The organism is Enterobacter oligotrophicus (assembly GCF_009176645.1).
Classification (GTDB): Bacteria; Pseudomonadota; Gammaproteobacteria; order Enterobacterales; family Enterobacteriaceae; genus Enterobacter; species Enterobacter oligotrophicus.
Genome location: NZ_AP019007.1, coordinates 2,746,431 through 2,766,242, shown reverse-complemented (window position 1 = coordinate 2,766,242; position 19,812 = coordinate 2,746,431). Strand labels below are relative to the sequence as shown.

General features: G+C 55.2%; 15 protein-coding genes and 1 rRNA gene. 6 read left to right on the top strand and 10 right to left on the bottom strand.

Going from position 1 to position 19,812, the window contains the following annotated elements; translation table 11 throughout:
• Positions 1 to 60: 60 nt before the first annotated feature.
• Positions 61 to 303 carry an exopolysaccharide production protein YjbE gene (gene yjbE, locus EoCCA6_RS13225; protein WP_013095034.1) on the bottom strand — a complete coding sequence of 81 codons (243 nt, stop codon included), beginning with the start codon at positions 301 to 303 and terminating at the stop codon, positions 61 to 63.
• 366 nt (positions 304 to 669) lie between these two features.
• Positions 670 to 2,319 (bottom strand): glucose-6-phosphate isomerase, encoded by a 1,650-nt coding sequence (pgi, locus tag EoCCA6_RS13220; RefSeq protein ID WP_152083025.1) that lies wholly within the window; start codon positions 2,317 to 2,319, stop codon positions 670 to 672.
• A 375-nt stretch (positions 2,320 to 2,694) separates the two neighbouring features.
• Between pgi and lysC the strand changes: the two genes are divergently transcribed.
• From lysC to EoCCA6_RS13205, 3 genes are all read left to right on the top strand, one after another.
• Positions 2,695 to 4,044, top strand: coding sequence for a lysine-sensitive aspartokinase 3 (lysC, locus tag EoCCA6_RS13215; protein WP_152083024.1), 1,350 nt, complete (start codon positions 2,695 to 2,697; stop codon positions 4,042 to 4,044).
• 90 nt (positions 4,045 to 4,134) lie between these two features.
• A complete protein-coding gene (gene panS / locus EoCCA6_RS13210) occupies positions 4,135 to 5,079 on the top strand; it encodes a ketopantoate/pantoate/pantothenate transporter PanS (protein WP_152083023.1) in 945 nt (314 codons plus the stop codon).
• A 50-nt stretch (positions 5,080 to 5,129) separates the two neighbouring features.
• Entirely contained in the window at positions 5,130 to 5,402 is a 273-nt protein-coding gene (locus EoCCA6_RS13205; RefSeq protein ID WP_119937941.1) for a YjbD family protein, read from the top strand.
• Here the strand turns inward: EoCCA6_RS13205 and rluF are convergent, their stop codons facing one another.
• Positions 5,403 to 6,272: a 23S rRNA pseudouridine(2604) synthase RluF gene (rluF, locus tag EoCCA6_RS13200; RefSeq protein ID WP_152083022.1), complete on the bottom strand. Its 870-nt coding sequence runs from the start codon at positions 6,270 to 6,272 to the stop codon at positions 5,403 to 5,405.
• 196 nt (positions 6,273 to 6,468) lie between these two features.
• Between rluF and EoCCA6_RS13195 the strand changes: the two genes are divergently transcribed.
• Positions 6,469 to 6,771 carry a type II toxin-antitoxin system RelE/ParE family toxin gene (locus EoCCA6_RS13195; RefSeq protein ID WP_152083021.1) on the top strand — a complete coding sequence of 101 codons (303 nt, stop codon included), beginning with the start codon at positions 6,469 to 6,471 and terminating at the stop codon, positions 6,769 to 6,771.
• 5 nt (positions 6,772 to 6,776) lie between these two features.
• Positions 6,777 to 7,064 (top strand): addiction module antidote protein, encoded by a 288-nt coding sequence (locus tag EoCCA6_RS13190; protein ID WP_152083020.1) that lies wholly within the window; start codon positions 6,777 to 6,779, stop codon positions 7,062 to 7,064.
• Here the strand turns inward: EoCCA6_RS13190 and EoCCA6_RS13185 are convergent.
• On the bottom strand, positions 7,061 to 8,692 hold the full coding sequence (locus tag EoCCA6_RS13185) for a Na/Pi cotransporter family protein (protein ID WP_152083019.1): 1,632 nt from the start codon (positions 8,690 to 8,692) through the stop codon (positions 7,061 to 7,063). The two genes, EoCCA6_RS13190 and EoCCA6_RS13185, sit on opposite strands and share 4 nt — an antisense overlap.
• Positions 8,693 to 8,808: 116 nt before the next feature.
• Positions 8,809 to 12,492 carry a methionine synthase gene (metH, locus tag EoCCA6_RS13180; RefSeq protein WP_152083018.1) on the bottom strand — a complete coding sequence of 1,228 codons (3,684 nt, stop codon included), beginning with the start codon at positions 12,490 to 12,492 and terminating at the stop codon, positions 8,809 to 8,811.
• A gap of 193 nt (positions 12,493 to 12,685) precedes the next feature.
• On the opposite strand from metH, the gene iclR reads away from it, so the two are divergent.
• On the top strand, positions 12,686 to 13,513 hold the full coding sequence (iclR, locus tag EoCCA6_RS13170; RefSeq protein ID WP_152083016.1) for a glyoxylate bypass operon transcriptional repressor IclR: 828 nt from the start codon (positions 12,686 to 12,688) through the stop codon (positions 13,511 to 13,513).
• A 21-nt stretch (positions 13,514 to 13,534) separates the two neighbouring features.
• On the opposite strand, the gene aceK is transcribed toward iclR, so the two are convergent.
• From aceK to rrf, 5 genes are all read right to left on the bottom strand, one after another.
• Positions 13,535 to 15,286, bottom strand: coding sequence for a bifunctional isocitrate dehydrogenase kinase/phosphatase (aceK, locus tag EoCCA6_RS13165; protein ID WP_152083015.1), 1,752 nt, complete (start codon positions 15,284 to 15,286; stop codon positions 13,535 to 13,537).
• A 49-nt stretch (positions 15,287 to 15,335) separates the two neighbouring features.
• On the bottom strand, positions 15,336 to 16,640 hold the full coding sequence (aceA, locus tag EoCCA6_RS13160; RefSeq protein ID WP_152083014.1) for an isocitrate lyase: 1,305 nt from the start codon (positions 16,638 to 16,640) through the stop codon (positions 15,336 to 15,338).
• Positions 16,641 to 16,671: 31 nt separating this feature from the next.
• On the bottom strand, positions 16,672 to 18,273 hold the full coding sequence (aceB, locus tag EoCCA6_RS13155) for a malate synthase A (protein ID WP_152083013.1): 1,602 nt from the start codon (positions 18,271 to 18,273) through the stop codon (positions 16,672 to 16,674).
• Positions 18,274 to 18,543: 270 nt separating this feature from the next.
• A complete protein-coding gene (gene metA / locus EoCCA6_RS13150) occupies positions 18,544 to 19,473 on the bottom strand; it encodes a homoserine O-acetyltransferase MetA (RefSeq protein WP_152083012.1) in 930 nt (309 codons plus the stop codon).
• Between the two features lie 174 nt (positions 19,474 to 19,647).
• Positions 19,648 to 19,763 (bottom strand): 5S ribosomal RNA (rrf, locus tag EoCCA6_RS13145).
• Positions 19,764 to 19,812 lie beyond the last annotated feature (49 nt).

Here is a 19,812-nt window from a genome sequence, read left to right as displayed (position 1 = left end):
TCTTCTCCGAAGGGGCGAAATAACCACACCGAAGTGTGGTTATGATTAAAACACCCGGAATTACTGGGTGCTGGTGGTCGTGGTGGTCGTGGTTCCGGTGTTGGAGCCATCACCGCCACCGGTTGCCGCCAGCGCGACACCCACGGCTGAACTTACGGTGCTGGTGCTGGCTGCGGTAGAACTCCCCGCAGACGCAGACGTCGCAGCCGAACCTGCCGCTTCCCCGACCTGAACCGGAGCCGCATAGACAGATGTCGCCGCAAGTGCAGATATGGCAAAAATGCCATACAGGACTTTCTTCATAACAATTTCCCTTCAATGAATGAATGGAGATTTGCCCGAAAAGAAATTCAGGCGGATTCGAGTATACACAACTAAAGCAGAGGGATTGCCGTGCAGGTAAATAGGGGGAGGGTTTTCGGACTAATGGATAAAATTGAAACCAAAGACCAATTTAAAAAATATATAATCACAATAAATCAAACAGTTATAATAACAATCTTGCTAAATACTTCTCCGTATATTCCTAAAATAAACCTCAGCAATTAGCAGGTTAACGGCTTTTTTCAGATTAAACTCAGAGCAGGAATTTGAGTTAATTAACAGACATCAGGAATTATCCGATAAAAAAATGCCGGCATTACGCCGGCAATTTTCATGACATATTAATTACGCACGCCATGCTTTATAACGGTTAATCAAACCGTTTGTAGAACTGTCGTGGCTGTCGATCGCGTTATCATCACCCAGCTCTGGCAGAATACGGTTTGCCAGCTGTTTGCCCAGCTCAACGCCCCACTGGTCGAAGGTGAAGATGTTCAGGATAGCGCCCTGAGTGAAGATCTTGTGCTCGTACAGAGCAATCAGCGCCCCCAGGCTGAACGGCGTGATTTCGCGCAGCAGGATGGAGTTGGTTGGGCGGTTGCCTTCGAACACTTTGAACGGCACCACGTGGTCCAGCGTGGCCGGATCTTTACCCTGGTCACGGTATTCCTGCTCCACGACCTCGCGGGATTTACCGAACGCCAGCGCTTCGGTCTGTGCGAAGAAGTTAGACAGCAGCTTCGGATGGTGGTCAGACAGCGGATTATGGGTGATAGCCGGGGCGATGAAATCGCACGGCACCATTTTGGTGCCCTGGTGAATCAGCTGGTAGAACGCGTGCTGACCGTTGGTGCCCGGCTCGCCCCAGATGATTGGGCCAGTCTGGTAATCCACGGCGTTGCCGTTACGGTCAACGTATTTACCGTTGGATTCCATGTTGCCCTGCTGGAAGTAGGCCGCAAAGCGGTGCATGTACTGGTCGTATGGCAGGATCGCTTCGGTTTCAGCACCGAAGAAGTTGTTGTACCAGATACCAATCAGCGCCAGCAGTACCGGCAGGTTTTTCTCAGGCGCGGTAGTGGAGAAGTGTTTATCCATCGCGTGCGCACCGGAGAGCAGCTCAACGAAGTTGTCGAAGCCCACGGACAGGATGATGGACAGGCCAATCGCGGACCACAGAGAGTAGCGGCCGCCAACCCAGTCCCAGAATTCAAACATATTTGCGGTATCAATACCGAACTCACCCACCGCTTTGCCGTTGGTGGAGAGCGCCGCAAAGTGTTTCGCCACGTGCTTGTTGTCACCCGCAGTTTTCAGGAACCAGTCGCGCGCGCTGTGAGCGTTGGTCATGGTTTCCTGGGTGGTGAAGGTTTTAGACGCCACCAGGAACAGGGTCGTTTCCGGGTTCACGTTCTTCAGCACTTCGGCGATGTGGGTCCCATCGACGTTAGACACAAAGTGCATGTTGAGGTGGTTTTTGTATGGACGCAGCGCTTCGGTCACCATGAACGGGCCGAGGTCAGAACCGCCGATACCGATGTTCACCACGTCGGTGATCGCTTTGCCGGTGTAACCTTTCCAGCTACCGGAGATGATCGCTTCCGAGAAGGATTTCATCTTTTCCAGCACCGCATTCACTTCTGGCATCACATCTTTGCCGTCAACGATGATCGGCGTGTTGCTACGGTTACGCAGCGCCACGTGCAGCACAGCACGGTCTTCGGTGCGGTTGATCTTCTCACCGGAGAACATGGATTTGATCGCGTCTGCCAGTTCTGTCTCTTTCGCCAGATCCTGCAGCTTTGCCAGCGTCTCTTCGGTGATGCGGTTTTTGGAGAAATCCACCAGCATCAGGTCATCAAAGGTCGCGGAGAACTTACTGAAACGATCGGCATCTTTCGCGAACAGATCCGCGATGGTGACATCTTTCATTTCATCAAAATGTTTCTGTAGTGCCTGCCAGGCAGCGGTCTGCGTTGGGTTGATGTTTTTCATTAGCAATACTCTTCTGATTTGAGAATTGTGACTGCGGTCGATTGTAGCGCCTGCAAATAAAAATTGTGATGGTTTTTATGCCATTGCCCTGGCCTGCATCAAACGCAGGTGAAAAGCCCCGAAAAGTATAGCTGCTGAAGTGCCCCTCCGGGGCGGCGAAATGTCGCCCAAAATGCGCTAAAACGGAGCATAAAATATGGCCCTGTTATAAGTCCTGTTACTGAGGGATACCCCCCTATAAAAAATCCGCATAATCCCAGCATTGACAGGACCTCCCCCGCATTTTATTTATAGGGCCGTATTTTGCGCCTGCACCTGTTTTCGTTTCATTCTTGTGCCAAGGTCGCTTTATTCATTCCCTGACACGAGGTTGTTATGACGAGTTTTGTGGTCGCCAAGTTTGGCGGCACCAGTGTGGCAGACTACGATGCCATGAACCGCAGCGCCGATGTGGTGCTGGCCGATCCGAATACCCGCCTGGTGGTGCTTTCTGCCTCTGCCGGGGTGACGAACCTGCTGGTTTCTCTGTCTGAAGGACTTGAAGCGACAGAACGTTTCGTGAAGCTGGATGCACTGCGCAAAATTCAGTTCGACATTCTTGAACGTCTGCAGAACCCGAACGTGATCCGCGAAGAAGTGGAACGTCTGCTGGAAAATATCACCACGCTGGCAGAAGCCGCGTCTTTGGCAACCTCCACCGCCCTGACCGACGAACTGGTCAGCCACGGTGAGCTGATGTCCACCCTGCTGTTCGTTGAGATCCTGCGTGAGCGTAACGTTCAGGCGCAGTGGTTCGACGTGCGAAAAGTAATGCGTACCAGCGATCGCTTTGGCCGTGCCGAGCCAGACGTCGACGCACTGGCGGAGCTGACCAACCAGCAACTGGCCCCGCGTCTGGCGGAAGGCATGGTCATCACCCAGGGCTTTATTGGTAGCGAAGCGAAAGGACGCACAACAACGCTTGGCCGTGGCGGTAGCGATTATACCGCTGCCCTGCTGGGCGAAGCGCTTCACGCCACCCGCGTGGATATCTGGACTGACGTTCCGGGCATTTACACCACCGACCCGCGCGTGGTGTCTGCCGCAAAACGAATTGATGTGATCGCCTTTGAAGAAGCCGCTGAAATGGCGACCTTTGGCGCGAAAGTGCTGCATCCGGCCACGCTGCTGCCTGCCGTGCGCAGCGACATTCCTGTCTTCGTCGGCTCCAGTAAAGATCCGAAAGCAGGCGGTACGCTGGTCTGCAAGAAAACCGAGAACCCGCCGCTGTTCCGTGCGCTGGCGCTGCGTCGTAAACAGACGCTGGTCACGCTGCACAGCCATAATATGCTGCATTCACGCGGTTTTCTGGCTGAAGTGTTTGGTATCCTGGCGCGCCACAATATCTCTGTAGATCTGATCACCACGTCCGAAGTGAGCATCGCGCTGACGCTGGACACCACCGGCTCCACCTCTACCGGCGACACCCTGCTGACGCAGTCGCTGCTGATTGAGCTTTCCGAGCTGTGCCGCGTGGAAGTGGAAGAGAACCTGGCGCTGGTTGCCATCATCGGCAATAAGCTGTCGCGCGCCTGCGGCGTGGGTAAAGAGGTCTTTGGTGTGCTCGACCCGTTCAACATCCGCATGATTTGCTACGGCGCATCCAGCTACAACCTCTGCTTCCTGGTGCCTGCTGAACAGGCCGAGCAGGTCGTGCAGAAACTTCATCATAATTTGTTTGAATAAAATTCGTTAGCACGATAAACAATACCTATAAGCCGGGCACAGACCCGGCTTTTTCATAACTAAACACAACACAATCGCAAGGAAATAATTATGCTTTCCGCCATCACCCGGCTGTTCCCATTATGGGCACTGCTGCTCTCTGTACTCGCGTATTACACTCCCGCCACATTCACAGGCATCGGCCCGTGGGTGACGACACTGCTGATGCTGATTATGCTCGGCATGGGCGTACACCTGAAAATCGACGATTTTAAACGCGTGCTGTCGCGCCCGGCTCCGGTCGCGGCAGGTATTTTCCTGCACTATCTGGTGATGCCGCTCGCGGCGTGGCTGCTGGCAATGGCCTTTAAAATGCCGCCAGACTTATCCGCCGGGATGGTGCTGGTGGGCAGCGTCGCCAGCGGGACGGCATCCAACGTGATGATCTATCTGGCGAAAGGCGACGTAGCACTCTCCGTCACTATCTCGTCTGTTTCCACGCTGGTGGGCGTGATTGCCACGCCGCTGTTAACGCGCCTGTATGTGGATGCCCATATTCAGGTAGACGTGATGGGCATGCTGCTTAGCATTCTGCAAATCGTGGTGATCCCGATTGCGCTGGGGCTGGTCATCCACCATCTGTTCCCGCGCGTGGTGAAAGCCGTCGAGCCGTATCTGCCCGCGTTTTCGATGGTCTGTATTCTGGCAATCATCAGCGCCGTGGTGGCCGGCTCTGCGTCGCACATTGCGTCCGTGGGCGTTGTGGTGATCGTCGCGGTGGTGCTGCATAACACCATTGGTCTGCTGGGCGGTTACTGGGGCGGGAAGCTGTTTGGCTTCGATGAATCGACCTGTCGCACACTGGCGATCGAAGTGGGAATGCAGAACTCCGGTCTGGCGGCGGCGCTTGGCAAGATCTACTTCTCACCGCTGGCGGCACTGCCGGGCGCACTGTTCTCGGTCTGGCATAACCTGTCCGGTTCACTGCTGGCAGGCTACTGGTCCGGAAAACCAATTGATGACCAACCGAAAAAAGATGCGGTGAAACAGAGTTAATTTGCTGCACTTGCTTTACACTGAAGCCTCCCCTTCAGGAGGCTTCAGCAATGGCTACACCACGTTTGACCCAGAAAGACATGACGGAAGCGGAGCAGCGTGAACTGAAAACGCTTCTCGACCGCGCCCGCATCGCGCATGGCCGCACGCTGACGAATGCCGAAACCAATCAGGTAAAAAAAGAGTACATCGATAAACTGATGGCGCAGCGTGACGCCGAGGCGAAGAAAGCCCGCAAACTGAAAAAGCAGCAGGCTTATAAACCGGATGCAGAGGCGACCTTTTCCTGGTCAGCTACTACATCTACCCGTGGAAGGCGCTAATCAGCGCCCTTTCTTTTTGCGGCCCGGCTGGGTAAAGCGTTTCCCCGCAGGTTTGCCTCGCCCTTTCTCTTCCGCTGGCGGAGCCTTCACCACCGGACGTTTAATCGCCTGGGTTTTCGGTTTCGCTTTTGCCTTCGGCTTCGCTTCAGACGATGAGTTTTCGATAAGTTTAAACAGCTCAATCAGCTCATCATCGGTTAAATCACGCCATTCGCCCAGCGGAATACCGGACAGGCTAACGTTCATGATGCGGGTGCGCTCCAGCTTCGTGACTTCATAACCGAAATGCTCGCACATACGGCGGATCTGGCGGTTCAGGCCCTGCACCAGGGTAATACGAAACGCGAAAGGCGCTTCTTTCTTCACCTTACATTTCTTCGTGACGGTGCCGAGAATCGGCACGCCAGCCCCCATGCCTCGGATAAATTCGTCCGTGACCGGTTTGTTGACCGTGACAATATACTCTTTCTCGTGGTCGTTACCGGCACGCAGGATCTTGTTGACCAGATCTCCGTGGTTGGTGAGGAAAATCAGCCCCTGAGAGTCTTTATCCAGACGGCCAATCGGGAAGATGCGGCTACTGTGGTTAACAAAATCAACGATGTTATCCCGCTCGCCATCTTCCGTGGTACTGACGATACCAACCGGTTTATTCAACGCGATAAACACCAGGTCTTCTGCATCACGCGGTTCGATGAGCTGACCATTCACTTTGACCACATCGCCAGGAACAACCTGGTCGCCGATAGTGGCGCGTTTGCCGTTAAGAAACACGTTACCTTGTTCAATGTAACGGTCAGCCTCGCGACGTGAGCAGATCCCGCTCTCGCTAATGTATTTGTTTAATCGGGTTGATTGAGTTGGCAGCATAGTTTCTCCTGTAGAGGCGAAATATACCTTAGGTTTAGGCCGGAAAAAAAGATTAGCCGACGGTAACTGAGACGGGTTTTTTAGTTTGCGAGACGCTTTCAGGATTTTGCGGCCTGCCATTTACCCGCGTGCGCACTCCTTTTAGATTTGCTCTCCAGACAGAATTATTTGTAGTTTATAAATTACAGGGAGTAATATGAAGGAGATCGTTCAGACAGAGTCCTTCCGATGCTGGGAGCAAAACCTGACAGATCGGCGAGCAAAGACGATTATCGCTTCACGGCTCTTTCGGCTGGCAAATGGCCTAACGGGCGATGTTAAACCCGTGGGTGAAGGAATAAGTGAACTAAGGGTTCACTTTGGTCCGGGCTACAGAATCTATTTTAAACAACAAGGTGATTGTATCATCGTGCTGTTAAGTGGCGGTGACAAAAGCAGCCAGAATAAAGACATACTAATGGCAAAAATGCTGGCCAAAACATTCATACTGCAGGAGTGATGCACATGAATAAATTAACCCCCTACGATCCCGCCGAAGCACTGGTTGATGACGAGGAAATCGCTGTATTTATAGCTGATGCGCTAGAAACCGGTGACTCAGCGTATATTGCTAAAGCCCTGGGCGTTGTCGCGCGAGCCAAAGGAATGTCGAACATTTCACAGCAAACCGGCTTATCACGAGAGCAACTTTATCGGTCATTCAGTGACAAGGGAAACCCAACGCTTAAAACCACGCTGGCGGTCATGAAAGCATTGGGTTTTGGGCTATCAATCAAACACGCTGGAGATTAATACTCATCCCGCTCGTCATCTTCATCCGGCTGTTCCATCACGCTATACGCCACCGCGCAGAACAACGAGTTAAGACGTTTCATATCCCCCAGCAGCCCCAGATGCAGGGAGCTGGTTTCGATACTCTGCACGTTCTGCTGATGCAGACGCTCAACGTGGGCGTGCGAGTAGCGGCGGTTAAGGATGCGGAAACGATGTTTGTTACGACGCAGGCGGCGCGCGCTCGGTACATCGCTGGAGAAGAAGACCGACATCGCCAGCTTGAGGTTGCTTACCAGTTGTTCGTGCAGCGCTTCCAGCTCTTTCAGCCCTTCGACAGAAAACGCCCGACGCGCGGCCAGCGATTTATCGGCGATTTCGCTGCCCATACGCTCAACGATATCCGAAGCCTGCTCAAGGTTGAGTGACATCTCGATAATTTCCGCCCAGCGACGCGACTCTTCCTCCGCCAGTTCATCCTGCGGAATGCGCGCCAGATAGAGCTTAATGGCGGTGTACAGCACGTTGATATCGTCCGCCAGCCTGCGCAGCTCCTTCTCCTCGCGCGGCTCGCCGTGCATCACTTTTTGCAGCCCTTCCAGCATGGTTTCCATCGCATCGCCCATGCGCAGCGTCTCACGCGCGGCATTGGCGATAGCCAGCGCGGGCGTATCCAGCACGGAAGTGTCCAGATGCTTCGGTTTCAGGCGCGCGTCCAGCTCAGGTTCATCGCGGATAAGGCGCTCACAGAAGCGGGCCATCGGCGCGGCAAAGGGGACCATCGCCAGGCAACGAATCAGGTTATAGAAGACGTGGAAGTAGATAACCAGTTCTGCTTTTGGCAACGGCAGGCTGTCCATCAGGTTTGCCAGTGGATGGACGAACGGCAGAATGACAAGGCTACCCACCAGTTTAAACAGCAGGCTACCGAGCGCCACGCGGCGGGCAGCGGCGTTGGCGGCGCTGTTATTGAGCATCGCCAGCAGGCCGGAGCCGAGGTTGGCACCAATCACCAGACACAGTGCCACCGGGAAGGAGATCGCCCCTGCGGCGGTGAGCGTCGCCGTCAGCAACACAGCCGCAAGGCTGGAGTAACTAACGATGGCAAACACCGCGCCAATCAGCGCATCCAGCATGATGTCGCCAGTCAGCGAGGCGAAGATGACCTGCACGCCGTTAGCCTGCGTAATCGGTGTGACGGCCTGAACAATCAACTCCAGCGCCAGCAAAATCAATCCAAGGCCAATTCCCACGCGGCCAAGCTGCCCCGCACGGCTCTGCTTACGGCCGAGGAAAAAGATGACGCCGATAAAAATCAGCAGCGGCGACAGCCAGGAAAGATCGAAGGTCAGGATACGCGCCATCAGCGCGGTACCGACGTCAGCGCCGAGCACGATCACCAGCGCCGGGGCGAGCGCGACCAGATCCTGCGCCACAAACGAAGTGACGAGCATCGTGGTGGCGTTGCTGCTTTGTACCAGCGCCGTCACGCCGATGCCCGCGCAGAAGGCGAGCGGCTTCTTCTCAACGCTGCTGCTGAGAACGGTACGTAAACGTGCGCCAAACACGCGCATTACGCCGGTACGGACAATATGGGTGCCCCATACCAGCAGAGCCACTGCGGAGAGCAGGTGTAACAGGGTCAGCACGGAAGGTTTTCCTCCTTATCGTTATTCATTTTCCTTAGGTTCAGTATAAGGGTTTAAACGTAAGAAAGAGACAGGGCACCCTGGAGGTGCCCTGTTTGTTGTAAGGAAAAGTGACGTTAGTCGGCGTCGTAACCTAAGTTAGGCGCTAACCAGCGCTCAACGTCAGAGACGCTCATACCTTTGCGCAGGGCGTAATCTTCAATCTGATCGCGCTGCAATTGCGCCACGGCGAAGTATTTGCTGTCCGGATGGCTAAAGTACCAGCCGGAAACGGACGCGCCCGGCCACATGGCAAAGGACTCGGTTAGCTTCATGCCTGTATGCGCTTCGACATCCAGCAGTTTCCAGATAGTGCCTTTCTCGGTGTGTTCCGGACAGGCCGGATAACCCGGAGCCGGACGAATGCCCTGGTAGTTTTCGCGGATCAAGTCCTCATTGCTGAGGTTTTCATTCGCCGCGTAGCCCCAGTGTACCTTACGCACGCGCTCGTGCAGGTACTCTGCGAAGGCTTCCGCCAGGCGGTCGGCAATCGCTTTCACCATGATTTTGTTGTAATCGTCGTGCTGCGCGTCGAACGCATCTGCCAGCGCGTCTTCTTCCAGACCACCGGTCACGGCGAATGCACCGATATAGTCGGCTTTACCGCTCAACTTTGGTGCGACGAAATCGGCCAGGCAGTAGTTAGCAAAGCCGACTTTCTCGGTTTGCTGGCGCAGATGGCGGCTCACCGCCAGCACGTGGGTGCGGGTTTCATCGCGATAGATCTCGATGTCGTCGCCCACGCGGTTTGCCGGGAACAGCCCCACCACGCCGCGCGGATTAAGGGCTTTCTCCGCACTCAGCTTATCGAGCATGTCGTTGGCGTCTTTAAACAGGCGCTTCGCCTCTTCACCCACCACCTCATCTTCGAGAATGCGCGGGTATTTGCCCGCCAGCGACCAGGTCATAAAGAACGGCGTCCAGTCGATGTAGTTGCGCAGCGTTTCGATGCTGGCGGTCACGTCCTGCACACCCAGACGATGCGCAACCGGCGGCGTATAGCTCGACCAGTCAAACGCCAGGTCGTTATCGCGCGCCGCCTGAAGTGAAACAGGCGGGGTGCGCGGTTTCTTACGGCCATGCTGGATGCGAACGGTTTCGTACTCTTTGCGGGTGCGCGCCACAAAATCGTCGCGCTGAGTGTCGGAAAGCAGCGCGGAGACCACGCCCACGGTGCGCGAAGCATTCTGCACGTAAACCGTCGGGCCGCTGTAGTTCTGCTCGATCTTTACCGCCGTGTGCGCTTTCGAGGTGGTCGCCCCGCCAATCAGCAGCGGAATGGTGAAGCCCTGACGCTCCATCTCTTTCGCCACGTTAACCATTTCGTCCAGCGACGGGGTAATCAACCCGGAGAGGCCAATCAGGTCGGCGTTCACTTCGCGTGCGGTCTTGAGGATTTTATCCGCCGGAACCATCACGCCGAGGTCGATAATCTCGTAGTTGTTGCACTGCAGCACCACGCCGACGATGTTCTTGCCGATGTCGTGCACATCGCCCTTCACGGTGGCGATCACCATTTTGCCGTTACTGGAGCCTTTCTCTTTGCTGGCTTCGATGAACGGCTCCAGATAGGCCACGGCCTGCTTCATTACGCGCGCGGATTTCACCACCTGCGGCAGGAACATTTTGCCTTCGCCGAACAGATCGCCGACCACGTTCATACCGTCCATCAGTGGGCCTTCAATCACTTCAATCGGGCGGGCTGCCTGCTGACGCGCTTCCTCAGTATCCTGCTCGATGAACTCGGTAATGCCTTTCACCAGCGAGTATTCCAGACGTTTTTTCACGTCCCAGGAACGCCACTCGGCCTGCTGAACGTTGGCCGATTCATCCGATTTGCTGCCGCGGTATTTCTCCGCCAGGTCCAGCATGCGCTCGGTGGCGTCGTCGCGGCGGTTGAGGATCACGTCTTCCACCGCGTCGCGCAGTTCTGCGGGCAGGTCGTCGTAAATCGCCAGCTGTCCGGCGTTAACGATCCCCATGTCCATCCCGTTGCGGATGGCGTAGTAGAGGAACACGGCGTGGATGGCTTCACGTACCGGGTCGTTGCCGCGGAACGAGAACGACACGTTCGACACGCCGCCGGAGATCAGCGCATGCGGCAGCTCGCGTTTAATGTCTTCACACGCGCCGATAAAGTCCTGGGCATAGTTATTGTGCTCTTCAATCCCGGTCGCGACGGCGAAGATGTTCGGGTCGAAAATAATGTCTTCCGGCGGGAAACCCACCTCTTCGGTCAAAATCTTGTACGCGCGACGGCAAATCTCAATCTTGCGCTCACGGGTATCCGCCTGACCGACTTCATCAAAGGCCATCACCACCACGGCGGCACCGTAGCGGCGCACCATTTTCGCGTGGTGGATGAAGATATCCACGCCCTCTTTCATCGAGATAGAGTTGACGATGCCTTTGCCCTGGATGCACTTCAGCCCTTTCTCGATCACTTCCCATTTGGAGGAGTCAATCATGATCGGCACGCGGGCGATGTCCGGCTCACCGGCAATCAGGTTGAGGAAACGCACCATCGCCGCTTCGGCGTCGAGCATCCCCTCGTCCATATTGATATCGATAATCTGCGCGCCGCTTTCCACCTGCTGACGGGCAACGTCCAGCGCTTCGCTGTACTTCTCTTCTTTGATGAGGCGTTTGAATTTTGCGGAACCAGTAACGTTAGTACGCTCACCCACGTTCACAAACAGGCTGTCGTCGCCGATGGTCAACGGCTCAAGACCGGAGAGTCGACAGGCAACCGGAAGCTCCGGCGGCTTGCGCGGCGGCAGCCCCGCCACCGCATTGCTCATGGCCGCGATGTGCTCCGGCGTGGTGCCGCAACAGCCGCCGACGATGTTCAGGAAGCCAGATTCGGCCCACTCGCGGATTTGCGCCGCCATGGTACCAGCATCCAGATCGTATTCACCGAAGGCATTCGGCAGACCGGCGTTCGGGTGGGCGGTGACGTAGCATTCCGCAATGCGCGAAAGTTCCTGCACGTACTGGCGCAGTTCGTCTGGCCCCAGCGCGCAGTTCAGGCCGAAGGAGAGCGCGTCGGCGTGGCGCAGAGAGTTATAAAACGCTTCGGTTGTCTGGCCGGACAGGGTACGGCCGGAGGCGTCGGTGATGGTGCCGGAAATCATGATCGGCAGGTCAACACCCAGTACCTCGAACTCCTCTTTCACCGCGTAAATCGCGGCTTTGGCGTTGAGGGTGTCGAATACGGTTTCAATCAGGATCAGGTCGGAACCGCCTTCCACCAGCGCTTTGGTCGATTCACGGTAGGCCGCGACCAGCTGATCGAAGGTGATATTACGAAACGCCGGGTCGTTGACGTCCGGTGAAATTGACGCGGTGCGGTTAGTCGGGCCCAGCACCCCGGCAACGTAGCGAGGCTTGTCCGGCGTGCGGGCCGTCCACTCGTCGGCGCAGGCACGCGCCAGCTTCGCCGCCTCAAAGTTGATTTCCGCCGACAGGGATTCCATCTGGTAATCCGCCATGGCGATGGTTGTCGAGTTGAAGGTGTTGGTTTCAATGATATCCGCACCCGCTTCAAAGTAGGCGTTGTGGATATCCTTAATGACGGACGGCTTGCTGAGCACCAGCAGGTCGTTGTTCCCTTTCAGGTCGCATGGCCAGTCAGCGAAGCGCTCGCCGCGGAAATCGTCTTCACTTAGACGATAGCCCTGGATCATGGTGCCCATGCCACCGTCCAGCACCAGAATTCGTTCATTTAACTGCGCACGCAGTTGCTCTACTTTGCTGCTCACACTTGCTCCCGACAACGCTCAACAAGGCCAAAAGGCTGCGCTCCATACTGGCATAATCTCGCAGGGCGGAAAAGTCACACTGCGGTAACATGAGACATGTTCACTATCACTCCTCCGATCAGTCAGGATAACGGTTGCAAATTCACCAAATAAAACGAAAATGATTTCCACGATACAGAAAAAGGAGATCGTCATGGTCGCGACCGTTCCCGCCAAACGCGGCAGAAAACCTGCCACCACTGCCGCTACACCACAAGGTGGACAGGTTCAGTCTCTGACGCGTGGCCTGAAGCTGCTGGAATGGATCGCCGAGTCGCACAGCAGCGTGGCCCTGACAGAGCTGGCGCAACAGGCCGGATTGCCAAACTCCACCACGCACCGCCTGTTGACCACTATGCAGCAGCTCGGTTTTGTCCGTCAGGTCGGTGATCTGGGGCACTGGGCGGTGGGCGCGCATGCGTTTATCGTCGGCAGCAGTTTCCTGCAGAGCCGTAACCTGCTGGCAATTGTGCATCCCATTCTGCGCAAGCTGATGGAAGATTCAGGCGAGACGGTGAACCTGGCCGTTCTGGACCAGAGCGATCATCAGGCAATTATCATCGACCAGGTGCAGTGTACGCAGCTGATGCGTATGTCTGCCCCGATTGGCGGCAAGCTGCCAATGCACGCCTCCGGTGCGGGGAAAGCCTTTCTCTCTCAGTTGAGCGAAGAGCAGGTGACGGGGCTGCTGCACCGTAAAGGGCTGCATGCCTATACCCACGCCACACTGGTGTCGCCGGTGCATCTGAAAGAAGATCTGGCGTTGACCCGCAAGCGTGGCTACTCGTTTGATGATGAAGAACATGCGCTGGGCCTGCGTTGCCTCGCAGCCTGTATTTTTGACGAGCACCGCGAGCCGTTCGCCGCCATCTCCATCTCCGGGCCGATTTCGCGCATGACCGATGACCGCGTGACCGAGTTAGGTGCACTGGTGATTAGGGCCGCGAAAGAGGTGACGCTGGCGTATGGCGGGATTCGTTAAGATTGAGGCAGCCTGATGCCCTCACCCCGGCCCTCTCCCACAGGGAGAGGGTGCAAACCTAATGCAAAACCGCTGCTTGCGTCGGTAAGCGTACACATCTTCCACGTGCCCGTTTTTGATGCGCGTTTGCAGCCCCCGCCAGTAGCTGGCGCGGAAAAGATCGGCATGCATCTCTTCAAATAACGGCCCAATGCGCGGGTCGGCGCACAGCCAGTGGCGAAACTCCTCCGGAAAAACATCTCCCGGCGAGACGCTGTACCACGGCTCGCTGGACAGCTCATCTTCCGGATAACGGGGCGGCGGGATGTCGCGGAAATTCACTTCGGTCATGTAGCAAATTTCGTCGTAATCGTAGAACACTACCCGCCCGTGACGGGTGACGCCGAAGTTTTTAAACAGCATATCGCCGGGGAAAATGTTGGCTGCGGCAAGCTGGCGGATGGCATTGCCGTACTCTTCGATCGCATCGCGCAGCGCCTGTCCTTCGGACTGCTCCAGCCAGATATTCAGCGGTACCATACGGCGCTCAATGTAGAGGTGGCTAATGGAAATTTTGTCACCAAGATCGGTGATTTTGGCAGGCGCTTCCTGCAATAACAGCGCCATTAGCGCCGGATCGATTTGTTGCTTATCCAGTACAAAATTTTCGAACTCCTGCGTATCGGCCATCCGCCCGACACGATCGTGCTCTTTGACCAGTTGATAACAGGCGCGAACGTGGGCAGCAGTCATCTCTTTCTGCGGTGCAAATCTGTCTTTTATCACCTTAAACACGCGGTCAAAGCCCGGCAGGGTGAAGACCAGCATCACCATGCCACGTATGCCGGGTGCTTCAATAAACTGCTCATCCGCGCTGGCAATGTAGTGCAGATATTCGCGGTAGCTTTCGGTTTTGGCGTGCTTCTGGCAGCCAATGGCCATATACAGCTCGGCGGTGGTTTTGCCTGGGAGGATTTCGCGCAGCCACTCCACCAGAGCCGCAGGGAACGGGGCATACACCATAAAATAAGATCGGGCGAAGCCAAACACGATGCTGGCCTCGGCATTCGCGGTCAGGCAGGTATCGACAAACAGTTCACCGTCATCGGTACGGTGGACAGGCAGCAGAAACGGGACCGTTTTCGTTGCCATAACCAGTTTGCCAACCAGCCAGGCTGCCTTATTCCGGTAAAACAACTCATTGGCGACCTGCAAATGGCTGTGCGCGAGTTCCTCTTCGCCGAAGGTTTCAACGAGATGCGCAATGATATAGCCGATATCCCGGCTTTTGTTCTCCCAGGGCAAGCGCAGCGGCAAATCCGTTAACACGCGGTGCAGGAGCTTTTCCCAGCCGCGATCGGGAAAAAAGTCTTTCGCCAGCGGGCGTGGGATGGTGCGAAAACGGCGTTCCGGCTGAGAACTGAAAATAAATAACCGCTCAGGAGATAACGAGCGGTGGTCAAATAACCGACAATAGACAGAGTTGAAAAAGCTCTCTGCAATCTCGAAGCGCGGATAGTCAGGCAACAAATGGGTGTAATGCTCCTTCACGCGCAGTAAAAATGCCGCGTCAGGGTTTTTACCATCGGTGATGCAACGCAACTGCTCCACGACCAGCCCCACATGGTGATCGTAGAGATGGATTCGCTGCTTCATGGCCTGCTGTACGGCGTGCCAGTCGGCGTGCTCGAAGCGCTGCTGCGCGCCGGATGTGACTTCCAGAAAACGACCATACTGGGCATCAAAGCCCTGCAGGATAGTTTGAGCAATCAGTAATTCCAGGCCACGCGGCATATCTCCCCCTCATCCCAACCCTCTCCCAGGAAAGGAGAGGGGGAAAACATCAGAACTGTGCTTCTTCGGTTGAACCCGTTAAGGCGGTCACGGAGGAGGCTCCGCCCTGGATGATGGTGGTGACATTATCGAAGTAGCCGGTCCCGACCTCCTGCTGGTGAGAAACGAAGGTGTAGCCCTCTTTGCCTGCTGCGAACTCTGGCTGCTGCACCTTCTCGACGTAGTGCTTCATGCCCTCGCCCTGCGCGTAGGCATGCGCCAGGTCGAACATGTTGAACCACATGCTATGGATACCCGCCAGGGTGATGAACTGATACTTGTAGCCCATGTCAGATAGCTGCTGCTGGAAGCTGGCGATCGTTTTATCGTCCAGATTCTTCTGCCAGTTAAAGGACGGCGAGCAGTTATAGGCCAGCAGTTTGCCTGGGTATTTCGCATGAATCGCATCGGCAAAACGTTTTGCCAGTGCCAGATCCGGTGTTGAGGTTTCACACCAGACCAGATCCGCATACGGCGCGTAGGCCAGACCACGGCTGATTGCCTGTTCAATGCCCGCATGGGTGCGGTAGAACCCTTCGCTGGTGCGCTCACCGGTAATAAATTCGCTGTCATACGGGTCACAGTCAGAGGTGATCAGGTCAGCCGCGTCCGCATCGGTACGGGCAATCACCAGCGTTGGCACGCCGAGCTCGTCAGCAGCCAGACGCGCAGCGACCAGCTTCTGAATCGCTTCCTGGGTTGGAACCAGCACTTTACCGCCCATATGCCCGCACTTCTTCACCGATGCCAGCTGATCTTCGAAGTGTACAGCCGCTGCACCGGCCTCAATCATCGATTTCATCAGCTCGAAGGCGTTCAGCACACCACCGAAACCCGCTTCCGCATCCGCGACGATCGGCAGGAAGTAATCAATAAAGCGCGGATCGTTGGGTTCGATACCTGCCGCCCACTGGATCTGATCCGCACGGCGGAAGGTGTTGTTGATCCGATCCACCACTGACGGCACGGAGTTGGCCGGATAGAGCGACTGATCCGGATACATGCTGGAGGCCAGGTTGGCGTCCGCCGCGACCTGCCAGCCAGAGAGATAGATAGCCTCAATACCGGCCTTCGCCTGCTGCAGTGCCTGACCGCCGGTCAGCGCACCGAGACTGTTGATATAGCCCTTTTTGGAGCCACCGTGCAGCAGACGCCACATTTTCGCCGCACCGTTCTGTGCCAGCGTGCATTCCGGGTTGACCGAGCCGCGTAACTTCACCACGTCCTCTGCGCTGTACGGGCGACGGATGCCTTCCCAGCGCGGTTGTGTCCACTCTTTCTGTAATTCTTCGATTTGTTGGGTACGGGTTTTCATGTGCAGATGCTCCATATTGTTATGAGGTGGATTACGCAAGCAGGCGGTAGCCTGGCAGGGTGAGGAAGTCGATTAAGTCATCGGATGTAGTGATTTGCTCCATCAGGCGCGCCGCGTCATCAAAACGCCCGCTGCTGAAACGGTGCTCACCCAGCTCGTCCTGGATCACCCGCATCTCTTCGGCCAGCATCTGGCGGAACAGGGATTTAGTCACAGGCTTACCGTTGCTGAGCGTTTTTTGATGGTGGAGCCACTGCCAGATAGAGGTACGAGAGATCTCCGCGGTGGCCGCATCTTCCATCAGGCCGTAGATTGGCACGCAGCCGTTGCCGGAGATCCACGCTTCGATGTACTGCACGGCAACGCGGATATTGGCGCGCATACCCTCTTCTGTCCGTTCACCCTGGCAGGGTGCCAGCAACTGTTCTGCAGCCGTCGGCGCATCGTCTTCGCGCGTGACAAACAGCTGGTTTTTGTTGTCGCCGAGGACGCGGTTAAAGACTTCCATTGCCGTATCTGCAAGCCCCGGATGCGCGATCCATGTCCCGTCGTGGCCGTTGCGTGCTTCCAGCTCTTTATCGGCCTTCACTTTACTGAGCACCTGATTGTTACGCTCAGCGTCTTTGCTCGGGATAAATGCCGCCATCCCGCCCATCGCAAAGGCTCCGCGCTTATGGCAAGTTTTAATCAACAGACGCGAGTAGGCGCTGAGGAACGGTTTATCCATGGTGACAACCTGACGGTCCGGCAGCACCCGATCCGCATGATTTTTCAGGGTCTTGATGTAGCTGAAGATGTAGTCCCAGCGTCCGCAGTTCAGGCCCACAATGTGGTCGCTCAGGGCATGCAGGATTTCATGCATCTGGAATACCGCAGGCAGCGTTTCAATCAGCAGCGTGGCCTTGATAGTGCCGCGCGGCAGGTTGAAGCGATCTTCCGTGTAGCTGAAGACATCACTCCACCATGCCGCTTCCTGCCAGGACTGCGTTTTCGGCAGATAAAAATACGGGCCGCTGCCTTTCGCCAGCAGGTTTTTGTGGTTGTGGAAGAAGTACAGTGCGAAATCAAACAAGCTGCCGGGAATGGCTTCACCGCGCCAGGTAACATGTTTTTCAGGCAGATGCAGACCGCGTACGCGACAAATCAGCACAGCCGGATTCGGCTTAAGTTGATAAATTTTACCGGCTTCGTTGGTGTAGCTGATGGTACCGTTAACGGCGTCGCGCAGGTTGATCTGCCCCTCGATGACTTTGCGCCAGTCCGGTGCCAGTGAATCTTCAAAATCCGCCATAAAGACTTTAACGTTCGCGTTCATGGCGTTGATCACCATTTTACGCTCTACCGGACCGGTGATCTCGACACGGCGATCCTGCAAATCTTCAGGGATTCCGCGGATTTTCCACTCACCGTGACGAATGGAAGCAGTTTCCGAAATAAATCCCGGTAACTTACCATCATCAATTTCCTGCTGTTGGTGAATGCGTGCCGCCAGCAGCTTATTGCGCTGTGGGGTGAAACGGGTCACCAGTTCGGTCAGGAACCCGATAGCCTCTGACGTCAAAATTTGCTGTTCTTGCTCACCGTGCGGCTGGGTAAAGGCCAGTTCATCAACCGTTGTTGCCTGTTGAGTCATTACTCTACTCCTCATCAAAGATCCAAAATCACTCCCCCAACGCGAGCGAAAGATCGTTGTGTAGTTTTCGCTCAGCAGAGTTAAGACTATCTGTAATTTTTCCAAAATCAAAAACAATTTCCATTTTAATTTAAATATCATTGCAACCACATGATTAATATAGAATTAAAGTTTTATTGGGTGTTGAATGGAATTTCGGAAATAAAAAAGGCACCCGAAGGTGCCTGATACGAATAGCTGAAACGCTTTAGGATCGTTTAACGCAGACGATTACTCCAGCGTCGGATTCATGTGGCGAAGATCGTATGGCGTAATTTGGTAGACGTAATAGTTGAGCCAGTTGGTGAACAGCAAATTTCCGTGGCTGCGCCAGGTCGCCCCTGGCTTGTTCTGCGGATCGTTTTTCGGAAAATAATTGTACGGGACATCCGGATTGAGCCCCGCTTCGACATCACGGAAATACTCTGATGCGAGGGTATCGGGATCGTACTCAGGATGTCCGGTAACAAAAGCGATGCGTTTGTCTTTACTGGCAAACAGGTAAGCATCCCCATGTTCCGTTTCGGCCAGGATCTCCAGATCGGTGTAATCGCGGATCAGCTGTGCGGGGAAATCAGCATAACGGGAATGAGGCGCGAGGAAGGTGTCATCAAACCCGCGTGTCAGCAGCGCATGTGGATGAAGAATATGGTGTTCATATACGCCGGAGAGCTTTTCTGTGCGGGTTTGCTTCGGGATGCCATAAAGAATATTCAGCGCAGCTTGTACCGCCCAACAGACAAACAACGTGGACGTAACGTGATCCTTTGCCCACTCCAGCACCTGTTTGATCTGCGGCCAGTAAGCGACATCGTTAAATTCAACCAGGCCCAGCGGGGCACCGGTGACGATCAACCCGTCAAAGTTTTCTTCACGGATATCATCGAAATTACAGTAAAAGTTATTCAGATGCTCAGAAGGCGTATTACGTGATTCGCGGGCATCGATACGCAGAAGCTGGATATCCACCTGCAGCGGGGAGTTCGAAAGCAGACGCAGGAACTGGTTCTCAGTTTCGATCTTTTTAGGCATCAGATTGAGAATAAGCACCTTCAGCGGGCGAATTTCCTGACCTGTAGCGCGTGAAGCCGTCATGACGAAGACATTCTCTTCACGCAAGAAATTGACGGCTGGTAACTCGTCCTGTACCCGAATCGGCATAACCTTATTTCCTCACAGCATACGTATAAACGTTTAGACATCCAGACAGCTAACCATACCCAGAAATGGGCTGAATGTCGAGCCTGCAAGCGGAAGGTGAGAAAGTTTCAAGGAGGGGGAAGAACAAAAGCAAAAAACCCCGCACCTTACGGTACGGGGTTCTTCTTAATTGATGCCTGGCAGTTCCCTACTCTCACATGGGGAGACCCCACACTACCATCGGCGCTACGGCGTTTCACTTCTGAGTTCGGCATGGGGTCAGGTGGGACCACCGCGCTACAGCCGCCAGGCAAATTCTGTTAATCTGTATCAGGCTGAAAATATCGTCTCTCACCGCCA

Excerpts from the sequence above, each read along its gene's own strand:
- yjbE (WP_013095034.1), bottom strand. The coding sequence starts at position 303 with ATGAAGAAAGTCCTGTATGGCATTTTTGCCATATCTGCACTTGCGGCG.
- pgi (WP_152083025.1), bottom strand. The coding sequence starts at position 2,319 with ATGAAAAACATCAACCCAACGCAGACCGCTGCCTGGCAGGCACTACAG.
- lysC (WP_152083024.1), top strand. The coding sequence starts at position 2,695 with ATGACGAGTTTTGTGGTCGCCAAGTTTGGCGGCACCAGTGTGGCAGAC.
- panS (WP_152083023.1), top strand. The coding sequence starts at position 4,135 with ATGCTTTCCGCCATCACCCGGCTGTTCCCATTATGGGCACTGCTGCTC.
- EoCCA6_RS13205 (WP_119937941.1), top strand. The coding sequence starts at position 5,130 with ATGGCTACACCACGTTTGACCCAGAAAGACATGACGGAAGCGGAGCAG.
- rluF (WP_152083022.1), bottom strand. The coding sequence starts at position 6,272 with ATGCTGCCAACTCAATCAACCCGATTAAACAAATACATTAGCGAGAGC.
- EoCCA6_RS13195 (WP_152083021.1), top strand. The coding sequence starts at position 6,469 with ATGAAGGAGATCGTTCAGACAGAGTCCTTCCGATGCTGGGAGCAAAAC.
- EoCCA6_RS13190 (WP_152083020.1), top strand. The coding sequence starts at position 6,777 with ATGAATAAATTAACCCCCTACGATCCCGCCGAAGCACTGGTTGATGAC.
- iclR (WP_152083016.1), top strand. The coding sequence starts at position 12,686 with ATGGTCGCGACCGTTCCCGCCAAACGCGGCAGAAAACCTGCCACCACT.
- aceK (WP_152083015.1), bottom strand. The coding sequence starts at position 15,286 with ATGCCGCGTGGCCTGGAATTACTGATTGCTCAAACTATCCTGCAGGGC.
- aceA (WP_152083014.1), bottom strand. The coding sequence starts at position 16,640 with ATGAAAACCCGTACCCAACAAATCGAAGAATTACAGAAAGAGTGGACA.
- aceB (WP_152083013.1), bottom strand. The coding sequence starts at position 18,273 with ATGACTCAACAGGCAACAACGGTTGATGAACTGGCCTTTACCCAGCCG.
- metA (WP_152083012.1), bottom strand. The coding sequence starts at position 19,473 with ATGCCGATTCGGGTACAGGACGAGTTACCAGCCGTCAATTTCTTGCGT.